20 protein-coding genes are annotated in these 21,290 nt (G+C 38.6%); 1 reads left to right on the top strand and 19 read right to left on the bottom strand.

Annotation, left to right across the window (positions count from 1 at the left end):
• Positions 1–110 precede the first annotated feature (110 nt).
• The 5 genes from F7731_RS10690 to F7731_RS10670 all read right to left on the bottom strand — a co-directional run bounded on the left by F7731_RS10690 (position 111) and on the right by F7731_RS10670 (position 5,045).
• A complete protein-coding gene (locus F7731_RS10690) occupies positions 111–1,571 on the bottom strand; it encodes a S41 family peptidase (RefSeq protein ID WP_151534806.1) in 1,461 nt (486 codons plus the stop codon).
• 296 nt (positions 1,572–1,867) lie between these two features.
• Entirely contained in the window at positions 1,868–2,761 is an 894-nt protein-coding gene (gene ftsX, locus F7731_RS10685; RefSeq protein ID WP_151534764.1) for a permease-like cell division protein FtsX, read from the bottom strand.
• Complete coding sequence (ftsE, locus tag F7731_RS10680) at positions 2,751–3,437, bottom strand: cell division ATP-binding protein FtsE (RefSeq protein ID WP_151534763.1); 687 nt, start codon at positions 3,435–3,437, stop codon at positions 2,751–2,753. The genes ftsX and ftsE overlap by 11 nt, the downstream gene beginning before the upstream one ends.
• A 345-nt stretch (positions 3,438–3,782) precedes the next feature.
• Positions 3,783–4,127 (bottom strand): cytochrome c551, encoded by a 345-nt coding sequence (cccB, locus tag F7731_RS10675; RefSeq protein WP_151534762.1) that lies wholly within the window; start codon positions 4,125–4,127, stop codon positions 3,783–3,785.
• A 51-nt stretch (positions 4,128–4,178) separates the two neighbouring features.
• Entirely contained in the window at positions 4,179–5,045 is an 867-nt protein-coding gene (locus F7731_RS10670; RefSeq protein WP_151534761.1) for a YitT family protein, read from the bottom strand.
• Between the two features lie 257 nt (positions 5,046–5,302).
• On the opposite strand from F7731_RS10670, the gene F7731_RS10665 reads away from it, so the two are divergent.
• A complete protein-coding gene (locus tag F7731_RS10665; RefSeq protein ID WP_151534760.1) occupies positions 5,303–5,770 on the top strand; it encodes a hypothetical protein in 468 nt (155 codons plus the stop codon).
• A gap of 168 nt (positions 5,771–5,938) precedes the next feature.
• On the opposite strand, the gene prfB is transcribed toward F7731_RS10665, so the two are convergent.
• The 14 genes from prfB to F7731_RS26450 form a co-directional block, all read right to left on the bottom strand.
• A protein-coding gene (prfB, locus tag F7731_RS10660; protein ID WP_151534759.1) for a peptide chain release factor 2 occupies positions 5,939–7,040 on the bottom strand; the annotation gives its coding sequence in 2 pieces (ribosomal slippage) (positions 5,939–6,967 and positions 6,969–7,040; 1,101 coding nt in all).
• Between the two features lie 297 nt (positions 7,041–7,337).
• The gene (gene secA / locus F7731_RS10655) at positions 7,338–9,845 is read right to left on the bottom strand and encodes a preprotein translocase subunit SecA (protein WP_151534758.1); all 2,508 of its coding nucleotides are present in this window, start codon (positions 9,843–9,845) and stop codon (positions 7,338–7,340) included.
• Positions 9,846–10,130: 285 nt separating this feature from the next.
• A complete protein-coding gene (locus tag F7731_RS10650) occupies positions 10,131–10,976 on the bottom strand; it encodes a DUF1028 domain-containing protein (protein WP_151534757.1) in 846 nt (281 codons plus the stop codon).
• 337 nt (positions 10,977–11,313) lie between these two features.
• On the bottom strand, positions 11,314–11,865 hold the full coding sequence (gene hpf, locus F7731_RS10645) for a ribosome hibernation-promoting factor, HPF/YfiA family (protein WP_151534756.1): 552 nt from the start codon (positions 11,863–11,865) through the stop codon (positions 11,314–11,316).
• Between the two features lie 407 nt (positions 11,866–12,272).
• On the bottom strand, positions 12,273–12,716 hold the full coding sequence (locus tag F7731_RS10640; RefSeq protein ID WP_343032856.1) for a YaaR family protein: 444 nt from the start codon (positions 12,714–12,716) through the stop codon (positions 12,273–12,275).
• An 18-nt stretch (positions 12,717–12,734) separates the two neighbouring features.
• The gene (locus F7731_RS10635) at positions 12,735–13,007 is read right to left on the bottom strand and encodes an EscU/YscU/HrcU family type III secretion system export apparatus switch protein (RefSeq protein ID WP_151534754.1); all 273 of its coding nucleotides are present in this window, start codon (positions 13,005–13,007) and stop codon (positions 12,735–12,737) included.
• Positions 13,004–14,914, bottom strand: coding sequence for a hypothetical protein (locus tag F7731_RS10630; RefSeq protein WP_151534753.1), 1,911 nt, complete (start codon positions 14,912–14,914; stop codon positions 13,004–13,006). The genes F7731_RS10635 and F7731_RS10630 overlap by 4 nt, the downstream gene beginning before the upstream one ends.
• A gap of 202 nt (positions 14,915–15,116) precedes the next feature.
• Positions 15,117–15,464, bottom strand: coding sequence for a flagellar protein FliT (fliT, locus tag F7731_RS10625; RefSeq protein ID WP_151534752.1), 348 nt, complete (start codon positions 15,462–15,464; stop codon positions 15,117–15,119).
• Positions 15,464–15,859: a flagellar export chaperone FliS gene (gene fliS / locus F7731_RS10620; RefSeq protein WP_151534751.1), complete on the bottom strand. Its 396-nt coding sequence runs from the start codon at positions 15,857–15,859 to the stop codon at positions 15,464–15,466. Before fliS ends, fliT begins: the two co-directional genes overlap by 1 nt.
• Positions 15,860–15,898: 39 nt before the next feature.
• A complete protein-coding gene (gene fliD / locus F7731_RS10615; RefSeq protein ID WP_151534750.1) occupies positions 15,899–17,407 on the bottom strand; it encodes a flagellar filament capping protein FliD in 1,509 nt (502 codons plus the stop codon).
• An 11-nt stretch (positions 17,408–17,418) separates the two neighbouring features.
• Complete coding sequence (gene flaG / locus F7731_RS10610) at positions 17,419–17,778, bottom strand: flagellar protein FlaG (RefSeq protein ID WP_151534749.1); 360 nt, start codon at positions 17,776–17,778, stop codon at positions 17,419–17,421.
• Positions 17,779–17,836: 58 nt separating this feature from the next.
• On the bottom strand, positions 17,837–18,880 hold the full coding sequence (locus F7731_RS10605; RefSeq protein ID WP_281352274.1) for a glycosyltransferase family 2 protein: 1,044 nt from the start codon (positions 18,878–18,880) through the stop codon (positions 17,837–17,839).
• A 311-nt stretch (positions 18,881–19,191) separates the two neighbouring features.
• Positions 19,192–20,055, bottom strand: a complete 864-nt coding sequence (locus F7731_RS10600; protein WP_212031170.1) for a hypothetical protein — start codon at positions 20,053–20,055, stop codon at positions 19,192–19,194.
• A 25-nt stretch (positions 20,056–20,080) separates the two neighbouring features.
• Positions 20,081–21,265 (bottom strand): glycosyltransferase family 2 protein, encoded by a 1,185-nt coding sequence (locus F7731_RS26450; protein ID WP_170289681.1) that lies wholly within the window; start codon positions 21,263–21,265, stop codon positions 20,081–20,083.
• Positions 21,266–21,290 lie beyond the last annotated feature (25 nt).

The following is a 21,290-nucleotide window of genomic DNA, read 5'->3' as shown; positions in this document are numbered from 1 at the left end:
TTTTGAAAAAAGAAATCGAGGGGCATAGTGATCGTTTTTCCCTCCCCCTAAAACCGAAGCCATAAGACGTAAAAAAAGCCATCGCCCATAAAAGACGATGACCCCCTAATCTATTGTCTGGCCAAATACCGCAAGGCCAGCTGTAACTGCATATCATTTTCTTCTTTTTTCATTTCAGCTACGACCGCCTGCTCAAGTGCGGAGGCGGTTTCTCTATCTATTTTTCCAGTAGGATTGAGCTTGTGCCCTTGTTGGAATGCGCGAACAGCGTTTTCAGTTGATTCGCTAAAATAACCGTCGCTTCTTCCCGGTGAAAAACCAAGTCCAGCGAGAATTTCTTGTGCATTTCTCACTTGTTCATTGTTCATATCCTTCACAAGTGCTTCTTCAATTTGCAGCGGGTGTGTCTGGAAAAACTTTGGCTGCTTTACTTCTAGTGTCGGCTTAATTCCTTCATTATGAATCCAGTTGCCGTCCGGAGTCAGCCATTTATAAAAAGTTAATTTAATATTGCTGCCATCCCCCATTGGAAAAGGCTGCTGAACTGTCCCTTTGCCAAATGTTTTTTCCCCGATCAGCGCATAGCCCTCCGCCTCATGCAAAGCACCTGCCAAAATTTCAGAAGCCGAGGCACTGCCTTTATCGATCAGAACAGCGATTGGGTAGTCCTTCCTCTCTTTTAAGTTAGAAAAATAGGGCTTCTTTTTCCCTTGGCGGTTTTCAATTTGAATATACGGTTTTTTTTCTGTGACAAGCTCTTTTAAAATTTTCTCTACAGACACTAATAGCCCGCCTGGATTTCCGCGAACATCAATAAGTAAGCTATCAATCCCTTTTTCCTCTAAAGAGTTTAGATTTTCTTTAAATTCTTTCGCTGTATCTTCGGAAAATGAAGTAATTTCTAAATATCCGATAGACTTCCCATTTTGCATTTTTAAATCGGAATTCACCGTAATTTGCGGAATCTCATCCCGTTTGACATTTACAATTAAAGGCTCCTTCAAACCACTCCTAGCAATTTCGAGCTTAACCTTCGTCCCTTTTTTTCCGCGGATTTTGGACGTTGCTTGGAAAAGATCCATCCCCTTGATGCTCTTCCCATCTACTTTCAAAATTTGATCCCGCGACTTTAACCCTGCTTTTTCCGCGGGAGATTCCTTAAACGGCGAGATGATAATGATTTTTCCGTCATCCATGCCTACTTCAGCGCCGATTCCTTCAAATGATGACTCAAGGGTCTCATTGAATTGCCTAACCGTCTCCTTGTTCATATAGACGGAATAAGGATCAGAAAGGGTTGCCAGCATCCCTTGGATGGCCCCTTCGACGAGCTGACTTTCCTCTACTTTTTCGACATAACTATTGAAGATCAAGCTATAGGCCTGCTCCACTTTTCCTAAATCTACATTCCCTATAGCGGATGGCGGGGCCCCTTCATCGATATGAGCCTCATTTTTGTTAGGCCTTTCTATAAATACACCGCCATGTAACCAAGTCATCCCAACATATGTGCCGCCTGCCCCCATTAATAGGGAGCCTGTCATTAATAGCGCCAACCATTTTCTATTCATCCCATCATCCTTCCCACTTGCTGCATACTTGATGAATGTTTTTTTTTGAAGCTTCATATGCGCCTAGCTTTAATAATTCAATATATGAAGGAAGCGGACAGGTTATGAGGGATTTATTTGGGTGGGGACTATGGATTCGTTATGGGGAGTGTTTTTGGGATCGCTCTTTGAAAACGAGAGCTATGAATGCGGCATGACGACCGATTTTGTAACCAATCTCCCAAAACGTCACTCATCAACAACAATCCAACGCAAAAAAAGAAAGAAGCCGTAGCTCCTTTCTTTCATCACCATCATTATACTTTTAAAAACTTCCTTACAGACATCATACTTCCCCAAATCCCAATGAGGGCACCCATGAGGATAAGCAGACCAGAAATCTGGTATACGAATGGGCTAAAATGAAGAAGTTCGATAAAGTTACCTTTTAGCTTCGGTGCTAAGAAATCATAGAGATAGAAATAGGATGTCGCAATGAGCGCGATTGGTAGGATGGAGCCAAGGATGCCGAGCCATAGACCTTCTAGGAAAAATGGCCAGCGAATGAAGGAGTTTGTAGCTCCTACTAATCTCATAATTTCAATTTCTTTTCTTCTCGCCACAATCGTAATTTTTATCGTGTTGGAAATGAGGAACATTGCCGTAAATAATAAACCGATGATGAGCACGATGCCGACATTGCGGCTCATATTAATGAAGGAAAAGAGTTTTTCAATTTTCCCTTGGCCATATTTAACTTTGGCAGCATACTCCATTTTTTCAATCTTTTTCGCAACCATCGGCGTATCATTTGGGTCCTTTGTTTTCACAACGAAGACGTCGTTTAACGGGTTGTCCTGCTCAAACAGCTTGTAGGCTTCCCCTTCTTCGCCAAAGCTTTCAATTAAGTTCGTCAACTCTTTATCTTTAGGAGAAAAGCGAATTGATTTCACTTCTGGAATTTTTTCAATTTTTTGCTTTAAAAGATTCTGATCCTGTTCGTTAGCAGCTACATCAATATGAACGCGGATTTCGACTTGTTCTTCGAGATCCGCTGCCACTTTATTCAAGTTCATCATAATGGCGAAGAATACGCCGACCAAAATTAATGTGACTGTAACAGCACTTGCCGAGGCGAAGGTCATCCAGCCATTTCTCGCCAGGCTCTTCAAGCTTTCTCGTAAATGTCGTTGTAATGTTCTAACCTTCATAACCGTAATCACCTCTTTGCTGGTCACGGACAATTTTTCCACTTTCAATGGCAATTACACGGTGCTTAATCGTATTTACGATCTCCTTATTATGAGTCGCCATGACGACCGTCGTCCCTCTCGTGTTAATTTCCTCAAAGATGTTCATAATTTCCCATGATGTTTCTGGATCGAGGTTCCCCGTCGGCTCATCGGCGATCACAACCTTCGGAGAATTCACGATCGAACGCGCAATGGAGACACGCTGCTGCTCCCCGCCTGATAATTCAGTCGGAAGCATGCGGGCTTTATGCTTTAAACTCACAAGCTCCAGCGTTTCCATCACCTGTTTTTTAATATATTTAGGCTGCTCTTCCGTTACTTCCAGCGCAAACGCCACATTTTCATAGACTGTTAATGTCGGCAGCAATTTAAAGTCTTGGAAAACAACTCCGATATTTCGGCGCAGAAGCGGAACCTTACTCGCCTTCAGCTTTGATAGATTGATTCCATTAATCGTAATCGTTCCGCTCGTCGGCTTCTCTTCTCTGTACATCATTTTAATAAAAGTAGATTTCCCGGCCCCACTTGGACCAACAACATAAACAAACTCTCCCGCTTTAATATGTACGTCAATTCCATTCGCAGCGACGACGCCATTCGGGTATTTTTTAAATACTTCCTGCATTTCTATCATTTACATCACCTAATTTTTTTGTGTCATATAGTGAAACGGGGGATTTTAACAGCCCGTTCATCCGCAATAAAAACAATATTCTTCGATAAAAATCGACAGCCATCCAACATAATTCTAGTTCTTTCAACGATTTTATACATATTATTATAACATCTTAACTTGTCTATGACCTTGAAAAATTATTACATTTTCTTTTCAGGGAGGAAACAAATAGAAGTACGGAAGCGCAGTTAAGAGGAAATTCGATTAATGACCGCTATGTCTTGTGGCGAACATCGACGTCAGCAACATCCTGTGACAAAAATAAAAACGTTCTGCCATAAAAAGCACAGAACGTTTTTATTTTTACTTTTTAGCAGCTAGCCATTCTGCTACTGCAGATGCTTCGTCACCTTGTAGAAGACCTTTTGGCATAGCACCTTTACCATTGGCGATCACATTTTCAATATCTTCTTTTGAAAGCTGTGAACCAATTTTGTTCAGAGCTGGTCCTACTGTACCTTCTAGGTTTGCGCCGTGACAGCTAGAGCATTTTTGATCGTACATCTTTTGTGCATCCCCAGCACCTGCTGTCGTTTCTCCGCCGCCTTTGTTCGTGGCTGGCTCATTCTTATCCTTCGCAGTTCCACCGCCACAAGCAGCTAGAACGAGCGAAGTACCCATTAAAAATGCAAGAAGCTTCTTTTTCAATGCTATTCCCCCTATGGAAAAATTACATATTACAGCTATATTATACCAACCCTACCCCCGTTTGAAACCCTCACCAAGGACCTCAGATGCGTCAGTAACAACGACAAACGCAGTCGGATCAATGGTTCTAACCAATTGTTTCAACTTTGTGAATTCTGTCTGATCGACAACACACATAAGAACCGGGCGCTCATAATCAGTATAACCACCGTATGCTGTTAGTTTTGTCACACCTCTATCGATTTTATTCAAGATTCCTTCACGAACTTCTATTTGTTTTTCCGTAATAATCAGTGTCATTTTGGAGCGGCCCAATCCGATTTGAACGACATCAATGGTTTTGCTCGTCACAAAAAGGGCAAGCAGGGCATATAGCCCCCGTTCAATATCAAATACCACTGCTGCGGTTAAAACAATTAACCCATCAATGATGGCAACACAAGTTCCTAAAGTAAATCCAGTATATTTATTAATGATTTGCGCGGCAAGGTCCGTTCCACCAGTCGAAGCCCTCCCTTTAAAAACAATACCTAGGCCCAGACCAACCCCAATCCCGCCAAATAAAGAAGCTAATAAAGGATCATTCGTCCATGGCTCAAACCCTTTCGTCAAAAAGACAACGAATGGCAGAAAAATCGTCCCTGCCAACGTTTTTACCCCAAACTGCTTTCCAAGAAAAATAACGCCGGCAATGAAGAGCGGAATATTAAAAGCCCACTGCACATACGCCGGCTCCCAGCCGACAGCAGCCGCCAAAATCGTACTAATCCCGCTAACACCACCGGAAGCAATCTTGTTCGGAAGCAAAAACACATTAAAGGTAATCGCAATAATCGCCGCGCCAAATAATATGTATATGTATTCTTTTAATATGTCTAAAATTGAGTGCTCTGAAGGATGCGTTTTATTGTTTTTCATCTATGTTCTCCTTTTTTGCGATAGGCTTGCTACGGTACCAAAATCCTTGTCAACCGCCCGTTTCCGACAGTGAGTATAGCATGCGAATTTTAAAGTGTAAATGCCAGTAGTTTGCTGTATTAAAGGGGTAAATTGCCTTTTAATATATTCCGCTTTTGTAATAGATTGTGGATTATTGAATTAAACTATTTATGATTTAGTCATTAAAGCTTTGCTATTGATTCTGTGGTACAATCTCGATAAGGAGGGGAAAAAATGTGGAAAAGATTCTTAATGAAATTTTGCATCAATTAAAAGGACATTCAAAGAGATTTGATACAATTGATCAAAGATTCGAGGCGGTAGACCAGAGATTTGATGCAATTGATCAAAGATTTGAAGCTGTTGACCGGAGATTTGATGCCGTGGATCAAAGGATCGAAGCTGTGGACCGGAGATTTGATGAAGTTGATCAAAAATTTGTTGCCATTGATCAGAGATTTGTTGCCATTGATCAGAGATTTGTTGCCATTGATCAGAGATTTGATGCCGTGGATCAGAGATTTGATGCCGTGGATCAGAGATTTGATGCCGTGGATCAGAGATTTGATGCCGTGGATCAAAGCATTAATAATCTTACAGAGATAGTTACCAATAATGCCACGGAATTTAGAAGCCATTTCAAACATATCGAATCGAAATTGGATCAGCATGAAGAAGTTTTTCGAATTATTTCTGATAGTTAATTGGAAATATCGTTGATTCAAACTACCTCAATGGGAAAAACAGTACACAATTGTTAAAAAGAAGAAACCTCGTCAAGTATTGCCTCAATATCAACATAGGCAAACGCCAATTTTCCAAAAAACAAAAAAGCCTTTGCTGATATTAAAATCGAGCAAAGGCTTTTCCTATTAGCTTAATTTTGAGCGCAGGAATGCATCAATAAATTGGTCAAGCTCGCCGTCCATAACAGCTTGAACATTTCCGGATTCGGTGTTCGTCCGGTGATCCTTCACCATGGAATAAGGATGGAACACATAAGAGCGGATTTGGCTTCCCCAGCCAATTTCCTTTTGTTCGCCGCGGATATCTGCCATCTGCTGCTCCTGCTCTTCAATTTTCTTTTGGTAGAGCTTTGCTTGGAGCATTTTCATGGCGCGCTCGCGGTTTTTAATTTGTGAACGCTCGGTTTGACATGTGACGACAACCCCAGTTGGGATATGGGTAATCCGGACTGCCGAATCTGTCGTGTTAACGTGCTGACCGCCCGCTCCGCTTGAACGGTACGTGTCAACTTTCAAATCCTCGGTACGAATATCGATGTCGATTTCATCATTGAACTCTGGCATCACGTCACAAGAGACGAACGACGTATGACGGCGACCCGATGAGTCAAATGGCGAAATTCGGACTAAACGGTGAACCCCTTTTTCCGCCTTTAAATAGCCGTATGCATTGTGTCCTTTAATGCCTAACGTCACACTTTTGATCCCTGCCTCATCCCCTGGCAAGTAATCAAGTGTTTCTACTTTGAAGCCTTTCTTTTCCGCCCATCTTGTGTACATCCGCAGAAGCATGGAACCCCAATCTTGTGATTCCGTTCCCCCCGCACCTGGATGAAGCTCTAAGATAGCACTATTTTTATCATAAGGCTCGCTAAGAAGAAGCTGAAGCTCGAACTCATTAAAACGCTTCGTCATTTCTACTATTTCTGTTTCGAGATCTTCCATCAGTTCTTGATCATTTTCTTCTTTCACAAGCTCGTACGTTAACTCTAGATTTTCATAGGTTTCATTTAAATCATAAAGCTCATTTACTTGATCTTTTAATCCATTTAGCTCCGCGATCACAACCTGTGCCTGCTGCTGATTGTCCCAAAATCCAGGTTGGAGCATTGTATCATCAAGCCCAGCAATGCGCGCCTCTTTGTTTTCTAAGTCAAAGAGACCCCCTAAAGTCCGCCAATCGCTTAGCTGCTTTTTCTAAATCATGTCGAATATCTGCTAATTCCATTACGTCACCTCATTAAGTTTTTAAAAAACATGATATTAATTATACTGTTTCAAATCAATTATTTCACACAAAAATTATGGGAATCGCTAATTTTCTTACCTCAAAAGGACTTATATTTGCGAAAAAAACCGAAAGAAAGCCGGCAAAGCTATTGTGATTGGCTCGCCGGCCTCTTTTTAAAGATATATTCCTTGGAATGCTTAAGGGGCACGCGTTCAAAAAGTGATGGACCAAAATTTTGCTGGCATACCCCATAGGCAATTTCAACATTTTATAGTAAAGTCGTTGATATTTTAATTAAACTCCGCAGCAGTTCTTAAACTTTTTGCCGCTTCCGCAAATACATGGATCGTTACGGCCGACGGAAATTTGTCTGACTGCTGGCTTTTTCTTCACCTTTTCGCCATCTTCCTTTGGATTCACCGCTTGTCCTTTGGCAACCTCTTGGCGCTCCAGGTTATTGCGAATTTCTGCCTTCATAATATACTTCGCAACATCTTCTTCAATGGCCGCAACCATTTGCTCAAACATCGCAAAGCCTTCCTGCTGGTATTCTCTTAACGGATCAATTTGACCGTACGCACGAAGGTGAATTCCTTGGCGAAGCTGATCCATCGCATCAATATGGTCAGTCCACTTGGAATCAACCCCACGAAGCACGATGACCTTTTCAAATTCACGCATTTGTTCAGGCTGAAGCACTTCTTCTTTTTCATCGTAACGTTCCTTCACTTTAGCAAAAATCGCATCAATCATTTCATCGGATTCTTTGCCTTGAAGGTCGTTGATTGTAATATCTCCTTCATGAAGAAGATTTCCATTAATATAATCGACCAGCCCTTGGTAATTCCACTCTTCCTCGTCCCCTGTATTCGGAGAGAAGGCTTCAATATTACGCTCAAGGGATGTGACAATCATTTTTTCCACGATTTCGCGCAGATTTTCTGATTCTAACACTTCATTACGCTGAGCATACAGAATCTCACGCTGTTGACGAAGAACATCATCATAGGAGAGAAGCTGTTTACGAGCATCAAAGTTATTTCCTTCCACTCGCTTCTGAGCCGATTCAACTGCACGAGAAACCATTTTACTCTGGATCGGCTGTGAATCATCCATGCCAAGACGCTCCATCATAGACTTCATATTGTCAGAACCGAAACGGCGCATTAATTCATCATCCATGGAAAGGTAAAATTGCGTAACCCCCGGATCCCCTTGACGTCCTGAACGTCCGCGCAGCTGGTTATCAATGCGTCGGCTCTCATGGCGTTCTGTACCGATAACAGCTAGACCGCCCAATTCCTTCACGCCTTCACCAAGCTTAATATCTGTACCACGACCAGCCATATTTGTTGCGATAGTTACAGAGCCTTTTTCACCGGCATCGGCAATAATTTCTGCTTCACGTCCATGGTTTTTCGCATTCAAGACGTTATGGCGAATGCCTTTTTTCGTCAAATATTTAGAAATCACTTCAGATGTTTCAATCGCAACCGTACCAACAAGAACAGGCTGACCATTTTTGTAGCGCTCTGCAATGTCTTCCACAACCGCACGGAATTTCCCGTCAATCGAAGAATAAATTAAATCGGCACGGTCATCACGCGCAATCGAACGATTCGTCGGAATAACGACTACATTCATATTGTAAATGTTGCGGAATTCCTCTTCCTCTGTCTTCGCTGTACCCGTCATGCCCGCAAGTTTTTCATACATACGGAAGTAGTTCTGGAATGTAATCGTGGCAAGCGTCATGCTTTCATTTTGAATTTCGAGCCCTTCTTTTGCCTCGATCGCCTGATGTAGCCCATCGCTATAACGGCGCCCCTTCATTAAACGGCCTGTGAATTGGTCAACTATCACAATTTCGCCTTCCTGAACAACATAATCCACATCCAAATGCATGCTTGTATGAGCTTTCAACGCTTGCGTAATATGGTGGTTCAGCGTCACATGGCTAATATCGAATAAGTTTTCAATGCCAAAAGCGCGTTCAGCCTTCGTCATTCCTTCCTCTGTCAGCTGAACCCCTTTTGTTTTTTCATCATACGTAAAATCTTCATCTTTTTTCAAAGTACGGACAAATGCATTCGCCTGAATATAAAGCGCCGTCGACTTTTGCCCTGATCCAGAGATGATTAACGGTGTTCGAGCTTCATCGATTAAAATCGAGTCTACCTCGTCAATCACCGCATAAAACAGCGGACGTTGCACCTTTTGTTCTTTGTAAAGCACCATATTGTCACGTAAATAATCGAAGCCAAGCTCATTATTCGTACTGTACGTAATATCTGCCGCATATGCAGCCTGCTTTTCTTCTTTTGTTAAACTATTTAAGTTCAAACCAACAGTCAATCCGAGGAACTCATATAGCTGCCCCATCTCCGTCGCGTCACGGCTCGCAAGATATTCATTGACCGTTACAACGTGCACCCCTTTGCCTGAGAGCGCATTTAAATAAACAGGCATCGTAGCTGTTAATGTTTTCCCTTCTCCTGTCTTCATCTCGGAAATATTTCCGTCATGCAGAGAAGCTCCCCCCATGATTTGCACGGGATATGGATACAACCCAAGCACACGGCGCGCCCCTTCTCTTACGACAGCAAAGGCTTCCACAAGTAAATCATCGAGAGACTCACCTTTTTGGTAACGGGCTTTTAATTCCTCCGTTTTTCCGCGGAGATCATCATCTGAAAGTTTTTCCATATCTGAAGCCAATGACTCGACTTGGTCAGCAGTTTTCGTAAGGCGTTTTAATTCGCGTTTATTCTGATCGAACACTTTATTTAAAATTCCAAGCATTAAAAACGCTCCTTTATATTGGATATGAGAGGCATGGTCATAAGCCTTTAATCTGCAAAATAGGCAAAGTCCTTATTTATATTTAGCCAGATCATAAGAATTTCGCTTAAAAAAGATGTGCTTCTTATCGGCTGAATCCTCTCATGAAATCTCATTTTATACCTATTAATCTTACCACTTTCCATAAGGAGTGACAACTTAGGGGAGTTGATGGTGCCTGGCAGCGGATAGATATCTATATTAATGAATAGAAGGACGAAAAAATATAGCGGGGACAATCCACCGCTATACTCCTTGCTTGATCATATAATCTAAAACATCTAGATCTATTTTCCCTTCCGACTGCTCCCGTGCTTCAAAGTTTTCGGTGTGGATAAAAGTCGTTAAAGCTTTAAAAAGCTGCTCCTCGTCATAATCGGCGTTCAAATACTGAAGACGAATTAATTGTTGAGCGATCGTCTCTTTCACTTCACCTTCAATGACAGCTATTTTCTCAGGCTTGGCTGGTGAAAAATAAAGCTGCTGCAGCTGATAGATTCGAATAAGCTCCTTAATCGGCTCGGGATGATCATCCACACGAAGGTCGATATAACGATCATTAAATCCGCCATATCCGCCTTTCTCTTTGACAACGAGCAGTGCTGCGGATTGCTGGCCACGGCTGTCTCCCCCGGCCGATTGCCCAGCATCTAAGGCAGCGAGCAATCGTTCTGCGAGCGTTCCTTCAACTCTTATAAAAGTATCTGCCATCGCCTGTACTGTTTTTTTATCGACTAAAATATTTCCCTGTGCCGCAAAATGAGGACCGGTAATTCCGCCTGCCCAGTCATAGCAGCCTTTTCCTGTAAACGTCGCGGGGTTCCCATTTGCATCAATAATACCTACTTGACGTAAACCTTTTTGCGGATCTTCCTCCGTGATAATGTCCATTGTTTCCTGTGCTGATTTTCCTTGCGCCATGAGCTCAAGCGCCTGCGGACCGTAGGAAGTATTTGCGTAGGATTGCGTAGCTACCGCGCCAACACCAGCCTTCGCAAACGGCACAACAGCGCCCACGCTAATAAATTTAGACTGTACAGCAATCCCCCATTCTTTTGCTTTTGGATCAAAACCGACGATAGAATATGTCATTGTGAGTCCCCCTTTATATTGCAAATTCGGTGAGACGGACATTTTCGTGTATGGGTTCGCTTGAAATGTCCGTTATTCTTTTTTGACGACCTTTTCTTCTTTTGATTTCGGCCGAAGTGTCCATTATTACCCTTTTAATTTTATAATTTCAATTATACCAAATCATTAAAATATTTTAATTATAAAAGGGCTTATTTAGGAGAAGATTTGCGGAAAATTGGGAGGCATATAAAAAAGGGACATCCGATAGTCGTTTCTTCGGCTACGGATGCCCCTTTGTCCTTAAATATCAATTTTCAATGGAACTGCACTTGAACGCAGCTCCGTATTTTACTATTTATTGTGCTTCAATCAAGCCATAGCGGCCATCTTTACGCTTATAGACTACGTTCGTCAGACTTGTTTCAGCATTTGTAAACACATAGAAGCTGTGACCTAACATGTTCATTTGAAGGATCGCTTCTTCGCTATCCATTGGTTTTAAATCGAAGCTCTTTTGGCGAACCACTTCAAGCTCATGCTCATCATCTGCATTGGCTCTATCGGAATCCTCCAGCGTAACGAACATGGCTGGAACATTGCCTTTTTCACGGAACTTGCGGTTAACCTTTGTTTTATGCTTGCGAATTTGACGCTCAAGTTTATCAGTAATTAAATCAATTCCTGCATACATATCATCGTGAACTTCCTCTGCACGAAGAACTAAATTCGGCATAGGAATCGTTACTTCTACTTTAGATGATTTATCTTGATACGTCTTCAAATTAACATGTACAGTTGATTCAGGAGTTTCAGTAAAATATCTTTCTAACTTAGCAATTTTCTTCTCTACATACTCTCGAATTGCTGGAGTTACCTCAATGTTTTCACCACGAATGTTAAAATTCATAAGCGAACTCCTCCTTTTCATATACAAATGCTGCACATCTTTCAAGAGCTGCCCTTTAATAAACCGGCACCTTTTAAAAGTGCGCTAAGTCTTATTAAAAAGACTATATGTTTATATTTCTATTTTACCCCATAAAACTCCTGCTAGTACAGGAAAAAAGATTGTGGAATTTATCGGAAGTGTGAAGGATTGGGTTAATTGAACGGATAAGTGGGAAAGCAAAGAAGGCCTATTGATGAAAAAAATGACACTGTTCGATCAGACTTATTTTCATATATATAAAATTGATTTAGATATAGTATTTAGCCGGTTGTTGGTGTTTGATAAGGACTGATTACTAGGAGGGGCAGGAGAAATAAACTACTACCCCTTAAACTAGCCGCCTTTAGACAGTTAGTTCACAAAAGTTAAGTATAAATATTAATCAACATTCCCTTAATTTCGCCAACCTTATTTAAAATATCCAAAGAGCCAGATTCCTGTTCAAGAACTGAATTAGTCAAGTCAATGAGCTTTTTATCCACTTCCTTAACCACTCTATGAATTCTTGTTGATCCTCGCTGATTAAAGCCGAAATTCTCCTGAAGCTCTAGCCCATTGTCCACTGCATACCTCAAAAAGTCCTTCACCATTTTTTTATAGGCTCGAAGACTGTCAACAGTGCGCAGCTCGCTCAGCTTTTTCCCCTGTTCTTCAATATCCTTGATTTTCGCTTGAAGGAGCTCTAATGCTTGCTCATTTTGATTTTTATTCATCACTGATTGGAAGGTAATTGAGCCTTTCGCCACATTTGCATTTGAGCCTATTTTATTTAAAATTGTATTTTTTCCAACTCTGTTGACTTCCATCATTTCACACCTTCTGAACTGTTACTCTTTCTCTATCTCTTTCATAAAATAAAGAATTTCGGAAATGAGTCCGTATAATTGCGGAGGGACTGAATCGCCAAGGTTTACCTTAATTAAATGCTTAAGTAAGGTAGGATCCTCTTGAATTTGGATATTTCCTTTTTGCGCAGCATCAATCATTTTTTGAGCAAATTGCTCTGCTTCATTTGTTGAATTTCTTTCTTCATCATTATTATAAGGATTTGCGAGAGATGGACCAATGAATGGTTTTCGAATATTTTGCCGAGGAATCATACTTTAAAATCATATCCTCTCTCTAAGGAAGTTTGTGTTTCTACTTTAGGTGCTGTCATTATTTTATTCTCTTCCACCTGATCCCCGAATGGTTTAAAATGGATCGTCCCTACTTTGTATCCTATTTCATTTAACCGATCAATGGAAGCATCCATAAATTTCTCCGCTTTTGCGGCTAGGCCTTGACGATTCGTTTTTAAAGTAATGGAGAGATTACGATTATTCGCATTGACGAGAATCCCAATTTCTCCGAGCTTTTTTGTTTCCAGCACAAAATATAAACTGCAGTTCTCCCAATCAATGCCTTTTCCCTTTTTCTGAGAATTAACGAAAACCTTCACATTTTCCATTTTGTTTTCAAGCATTAAAGGAAGCTGCATGAATAAGTTTTGCATCCCTGACGAATCAGGCTTATTTAGCAATTGCTGCCCTGTTAAGTTTGTTAAAGCTTGTTCCAATGGCTGGACGGTTCTAGGCTGTCCTTCTTCTAGTTGGATCAACTTCATTAAAGCCGACTTCAAATTCGGTTCCGTCTCCCCTTTTGAATTGCCTATTAAAACATTCGCCGTTTGATTCTCATGAACAAGTCCCATGCGCTTAACTGTTTCAAACATATGCCTCGCGGAATTTTCTTGCTCAAAAATTGGCTTCATGACTTGCTGGAGCTCGTTAATTAATGGCCTTGACGCATTCATCTCTTTTTGCAATAAGCTTTGCTCAGAGACAAAATGCATCACTTTTGACACGGCAGGCTTAAAATGGATCGTATCGAGTAAAGCTTTAACCTCTTTTACAATTTGATTAGCTTCTGTATGACTTCCTTTTGCAATTAGATCACGTGCCTTTGCAAGTTGTGAGCTCGCTGATAACAGCTCTTTCTCCGTACCCATGTCCGTATAAAGCATGTAATCGCCTTTTAAAATAGCATTGTCCAGCTTGTTTATCGCAGATTCAAGCAGCTGTTTCACTTGTGCAGCTGGAATTGGTTTATTCTCGACGAATGTGTGATTGATATGGTCTAAAAATTTTACAGCATCACGCTTCATCGTGTTAAAATTGATCGTCATTTGAGAGAGCTTTTTCGTAATCTCTGTTACTAGTATATTTTTTGAGGCCAAGTTTAAGGTTTGAGCAACTTCATCCATTATAGGTCGCTCATCGATAAGTGTATCTCCCTTTTGAAGCTGGGAAGGCTCTTCTATATTCTCATTTGCTATTTCTGTTTTCATGTTGTTCGAAGAAGCGAGGTCGTTAGATTCTACTTGAACGTCTAAACCCCGGCTATCGATAATACTTTCTGAAGCTTGTAAAAGATTTATTCCCTGATCTGAATGAAACTGACCTAATTCTTCTAGCAAGTCTTGAAAAGAATTAAATAATAGACTAACTGCCCCTTTTCCATTCAACGCGCTGTGGACAGCCGAAAGATGTGCAACTGTAATTTCTAATTTCCTTTGCGCCAATCCTTGGATGGTCTTCAATTTATCTTCAAAGCTGCCAGGACTTTTTTCTAAAAACTGTTTAAGATTTGCAATTGCTTCCTTATCTAAGCGGTAACCTTTATTAGTCAAAAATTGAATCGACTCTCTTAACTCTGGATGAGAAGCCGGATCTACCCCCATTTTCAGCATATCATTTATTGAATTATTTGCAGGAGGAGCTGAACTGGGCTTAATAATGACCTGTCCATTTTCATCAAAACGAACAACACTCACGAAAAACCGATCGGTAGGCGGGATATTTCCCTCAAACTTAGCAGTAAACTCCTGCCCTTTCATCATGACGGTTGCCTGATTTTGGTCCAATCTTTCCTTAATTACAGCCTGTACAACTTCACCAGCACGAAAGGAAGAAGTACTATCGTTGATTTGTAATGGTAGTCCCATAAATAGATTGTTTACTTGCATTGGAAAATCACTCCGGACAAATTGTTCTACTGGTTTTATCGGCTGGAAGTGGGGAATGTGAAGATGCACAGAGGATTAACATTGACTAAACAATATTTCATATAATTGCCCAAAAGTAATAACCCGCTTTTTAGTAAGCAGGTTATTTAGATACACTCTTTTTTTATTAGCATCCCTATATCAATAGGGTCGTAAGCTAAATTTATTTTCTCTTATCAAAATAATATCCATCAGCTGAAAGTGCATAGGAATCATTATATCCTTTAAATGCTGTCTGCCCTTTTTTTGTCTGTATAATATTCTGCTGAATGGATGCTTTAATCTTCTCCATACACTTCGTGATCTCTTCGCTAATTATATAAATCTCTTTCAGCTTTTTCTTTTCTTCGCTTGTCAATAAATCTCGATTCACACTATCCAATATCTTTCCACGCTTATCTAGATACAAGGTTAATTCTTCAATTTGCTTATCCGTATCATTATGTTTCTTGAATATAATAGAAGATCTTAATTGATTTGTAATTGCATATAGCTCGTCTATGCTGTCCATTAAACAAGCCCACTTGAACTATATTGTTTCTTACGATAGATAATCAAAGCTTCCTTCCAGGTATCGCGGAATTCTGTTATTAAACCTTCTACTTCACTTATGATAGCTATATCATTCTTAATATTTGCTTCTACTAACCTACGATTCATATAATCATATAATTTTCTCATATCCTTTGAAATAGGATAATCAAAATTGAGAGTAACGATTAACTCCGAAATAATATTTTGTGCTTTTGAAAGATTAGTATGCTTCGCTTCGATATTTTTATCTTGAACAGCTTTTTTCGCATGGTTTAAAAATTTTAAGCACCCATTGTAAAGCATTAGTGTCAATTCTCCAGGAGAAGCGGTTAAAACAGCGTTCTGTTGATAGGCCTCGAATGGTTTCTGCATATTAAAAATTCCCTCCTAAAATACGTTCTGCGATCTAAATTAGCCGATCATCCCAAGTATGGAACTACTTTGAGCGTTCATCTTATTAATTGCTTGTTCCATAGCTGTAAATTGCCTCCAATAGCGATTTTCGATCAATTTTAGCTTATCTTCCCATGTTTTCATTTGAGTGGAAACTTCTTTAATTGAACCGCCAAGCGAGCTAATATCAAGATTGATCGCAGTATTTGGGCGGCCTGCCTTTTTGTTTAAACTTTCTATTGATTTACCCACTTCATCATATATTCTCGTAGCAATCCCATCATCGCTCGTAAACAACTTTTCAACCTCATTAGGATTGTTAGCGATTGCTGCTTTTAACATATCTTCATCGATTTCTAACTTACCATCCGCAGACATAAAAGCAGATTTAATACCAATTTCAGAAAGCAACTTCAACTGGCCGCTAGGTATTCCTGAAACAGCATTATACATTTTCCCTCTAAGATTGGTTAAAGTATTTCTAATAATTTGATCGTTATATAACAAACCTTGTTTAGCCTTCTCATCCCACTTTTCAGCTTCTTTCTCTGACAAACTTTCTCTTTGCTCAGCTGTTAAAGGCTGATAATCACGATTACGAGGGGCTTTCACTTTCGAATTTAAACTATCGATCAAGGAATTGTAGCTTTCAACAAAGTCTTTAATATTGTTGAAAATGGATTCTGTATCGGATTCGACATTAACTGTTGTAGTAGTTCCTACTTTTAAAAGCGTCAAATCAATACCGTAAACGGTTACCTTATTTGAGGGTAAATTATTAATTACAGTTCCATCGAATGTAATTTCCGCGTTCCTTCCCTCAGCTTTAAATGGAGGAGAAGAAGGGTTAGTAGGTGATGATCCATTAAAAATTAATGAAGCAACATCTGTAGCACCTGTCATATGTGTTAGCTCAATACTTTGGTCTTTTCCCATATCTTTTGTAGTAATGACAAAACTAGTTGTTGTTTCATCAAAGAATGCTCTTAATCCCAATGATTTTCCAGAGGGATCAGTAGCTACCCCGATTTTACTAGCCACGGAAGAGAAAGTATCATTTTCAGTAACAGTGATTGTTGCTGTTCCGTTTGCAGTCTTGATCTCAAAGGTTGAGTCACCCTGATTTTGTGGTAATACATTATCTATTCCCTTTGCAGCTTTATCATCTACGTTAATAATGGCAGAACCTGATTTAATTTTAGCAACCTCAGCCAATTGATTGATTTCCAATTCATACGATCCCTGTATTGCATTGCCTTTTGCAGAAGCTAATGCATTAGCTGTATTAGTGGAAGTCGCCTTATACCCATTAAAACTACTAGAAAATCTTAATTGGTCTACCTTTTTTTGAAAGGCGCTAAGTTCCAGATTGACATCTCTATAGGCATCACGTTGCCATGAAAGCCATTCTTTTTTCTGAAATAGTTTGTCTAATGGGAACCGCTCCGCTTTCATTAAATCTCTAATAATCGCATTTGTATCAAGGCCGGATGCAAATCCAGTGATTCTCATTGTATTATTAATCATTTAGACCTCCATTAAATCTTGTTATCAACAAATAAACCTAAATACTCCTTCATCGATGCATACATGTCTAACAGCTTCTTAGGTGGTATTTCCCTTACTGTTTCCTTTGTTTCATCGTTTATTAGAGTTACGTAATATTTCTGTAGCTTTTCGTGGTACATATACTTTAGAGAAGTATGCGAATTTCCTAGTACTTGGTTCATGTCTGTGACTACTTGTTTTAAGTCATTTTCTCTTATTGCTATATTAGTATTATTCTCAGGCTGTTGTTCTAAGTTGTGTATTTGTTGCCCCCGACCTCTTAAAGATTTATTAGTTTCTAAACTAATATGATCAACTGAAGTTCTGGAAATTGAATCAACAGAGCCCATCTTCATCCCCCTACTAATTGTTCTATTTATTACATCGGATTATTTTGCGAAATATTTATTATTTAAGGGGTTTTAATCTTATTTCAGCAGGGCTATAGTTTTGTGCTGATGAAATATTATAATAATATTTTGCCTTTTCTTTCTGATTCAACATTTCATAGTAGACACCTAGATTATAAGCTGCTAAATACGAACCAGTTCCTACAACAATTTCTCTTTCTTTTTGTTCACCTAACACAAGGCAAGTTAAGTAGGCTCTCTCTATAAGTGGGAGAAAATCCATATTTTTTGCTACATCGCTTAAAACAAAATTCATATAAAATATTCCACAAACAAACTGAAAATCAGGACTACTTCCCAATGGCACATTCAGCTGGTCAATAATTTCAAATCCGGGATAATATTGTTTTAATTCGATTAATGTATAAATATAATTAACTACCAAATCCGTAAAATATCCTTCAGAACGATCAGCGATCAGAAAGCTTTCCCTAAAAAAATTAAAGGCGTCCTCATATAGATTCATTGTTTTATATTGCCTGGCAAGCTGATATAAAATATATGAATTATTTGGAAAACAAGTAAGTTCCTCATTTAAAATAGCGAGATTCCGCTCTGACTTGTCTGTTTGAAAATACCCAGTATGAAAAACTTCAATTGGCAGATCAATGCGTGGAAGATCAGATACTACCTGCTCATGAATTCTCCCAAAATACGAAGCTCCCTTGGGCAGAAGCCGCGAAATAAAATTCTGTGAAAACCGCTCTTCATTGTTTTGTAAAAAGTTACTTTTAATATCGACTTTCCCAATAAAATTTAAGTCTTTAAGTAAACTATTCACTTTGTCTTTATCCCAACTGGTAATTTGCTCATCTGCATCAAGAATCAAATTCCAGTCTAAGGTTGATTTAGATAAGGCAAAATTTCGGGCGTCAGCAAAATCGTTCGTCCAAGTATATCCATAGACTTTAGCGCCATATGTCTTTGCTATTTCTATCGTATTATCTGTAGAACCAGTATCTACAATTACTATTTCATTAACATAATGTTTTACTGAATCTAAACAATCTTCCAAGTGTACCTCTTCATTTTTTACGATCATGACTAAAGAAATGTTTGGCATTTTGTTCTCCTTTAATTCAAACGGTCATGTATCAAAAACAACTATTGTAAATGTTTTTGAGATATCTAAGTAAAAATTCCCTTCCAATGGGAAAGACAAAAGCTGTGGAAAAAATAATGTCCACAGCTTAATAAAATGATTTTTTCAGTACTAGTTTTATAGTTATCTATCTTAATTTATATAGTAATCAGATTAATTTACTTTTTAATGTCCTATAAGTGTTTCTTTTATCCACAATTTCAGAGGGTAGACCTATTGCTGGACCTTGTACTACTACAGAAATATCCTTTTCAGTTATCTTTTTTTTCATATATATTAAGTTCATATAACTCTTTAAAGTGATCCCTAGCATCCAAAATATGTAAATTCGAAAGTTGTTTTAAGCCTTTTGCACCATATTGATGAAATAAGCCCTCTAAATTTTTTCTATGCTCATCTTGTATATTTTCTAGCGTTATTCTTTGGCCCATATACGCGTGGTAAACGAACGATTTAAAACACACCTTTGGATACCAGTTAGTTCGAGTACCCATAAAGTACAAATATCCAAGTAGTAAGCTATCGTCTTCATAAGCTTGCATCCCTGTTAGGAAATTGACATCATAGCCTCCAACACTTTTTAATGTAGAAACTCTGTGAATTACTGGGTGGACGAATCCTTGAATTACCTTATCTTCAGAAATTCTTTCTAGTAATCCTAGTACCTCATTAACCTCTTTTGGTAAATCATAATTTCCATTTCCCTTTGGAAAAACATCACCAGTAGCTGTTATAATTCCTGGTGATATTAATGGTTCATCATTGTTTTCAAGATATTGAATTAATTCACTATACCAATTTGTAGGAAACAACATATCTAAATGAATTTCTGAAATATAAGGTGTTTCTGGATATTTCCCCCACACATATTCAAAGCATTTCTGCCTAGCTTGAGGTATGCCTATATTTCGACCATCACCTAGGATATGATATTTTATATTAAATGGGTTAAGAAATTCTTTTAACGTAGCATTATCCAGACTTCCTTTATTATATATAACAACAGTGTTTTCATCAGATCTTGATAATGTTTCAAAACACTTGCCTGCCATAATTAAATCTTCTTCATAGAATTTCTCTCTTAACATGAAAAGGAGAGTATGTACAATTCTCATTTCATTACCTCCAAATCCCTCAAAATTACTCTTTAACAATAAATTCTGTAATAAACCAAGTTCCGTTAATTTTCATTAATGTTGCTTCACACCGCATCTGTTCATGAAAGCTTTTTCCTTTTTCTATTCCTTCGTTAATAAGGATAAATTGGAATGTAACCGAATTATCATCATCAATTTTTAAATTGATTTCCTCTATTTTTGCTTTTACTATCAATTTTGCATCTTCATATCTAGATTGGTTTTCTAGAACATCTTTTAATAAATCATTTAGGAGGCTACCATAAAAATATTTACTCCAATCTTTTTTATAACCTGTCATATAGATATATGTTCCAAGACCCTCTATACCTTCTTTTAATACATAAATTAATTCGTTATATTCTTTTTCGTTTCCATTAGGAAGTAGCGATTTATCAAATTCTTGAATTCTGTCTAAATCTGTTTCCCTGTATATGTGAAAAGCCGGATAATAAGTATCCACGTACAGCTTTAAACCTAAAGCCGCTGCCCTGATACAAAAATGTCTATCTTCTCCCCAGAAACTTACATTTGAAATCTCTGAAAAATTAACTCCTTTTACTAATGCATTCTTACTTATCAACGTGCAAGCACCAAGACCTCCAACTTCATAAACCCCAGGAACCCTTAATTGATTTATAAAATCATTTATTCTCTTATTTATTTCCATTTCATCAATATTTTCATTTCTGTCTTTTTTATATAATGTATATTGGTCACTAATCCAAACTTGTGGTAACTCTATGCTATCCGGTTGCCATTTTGTCCAAAAGACCTCACTAATTATATCTTTATCTTGTTGGATTAGATGTTCTATAGTTTCTGGATGAAGTACAATATCAGAGTCAATAAAGAAGAGATAATCATAACCATCTTTTAATGCCTGCTCTATTATATAATTTTTAAATCCAGCAACTTTCCATACTAAATTCTCAGTCCATAAATGAGTTGATCCATCTGTATAATATATATCAGTCTCACTACTTTTCTTTATCTCCATTTTAGTAAAACTATTTTTGTATCTTTCCAATATCTCGCTAGATTCTTTATTACAATTATCATCGATAAATAAAAAACTTGCTTCAAATGTTTCCTTTTTTAGTCCACTCAGAGATATTAGGAATTGTTCCAAGATTTGAGGCTTTTGATGTATAGGACTTCCAATTAATATTTTTTTTAATTTCACCATTCGATATTCCCCTCTAACCCACTAA

This window comes from Cytobacillus depressus (assembly GCF_008923245.1).
GTDB lineage: Bacteria > Bacillota > Bacilli > Bacillales > Cytobacillaceae > Cytobacillus > Cytobacillus depressus.
Note: the sequence above shows the minus strand (reverse complement) of the source record. Positions and strands in the feature narration are given on the sequence as shown.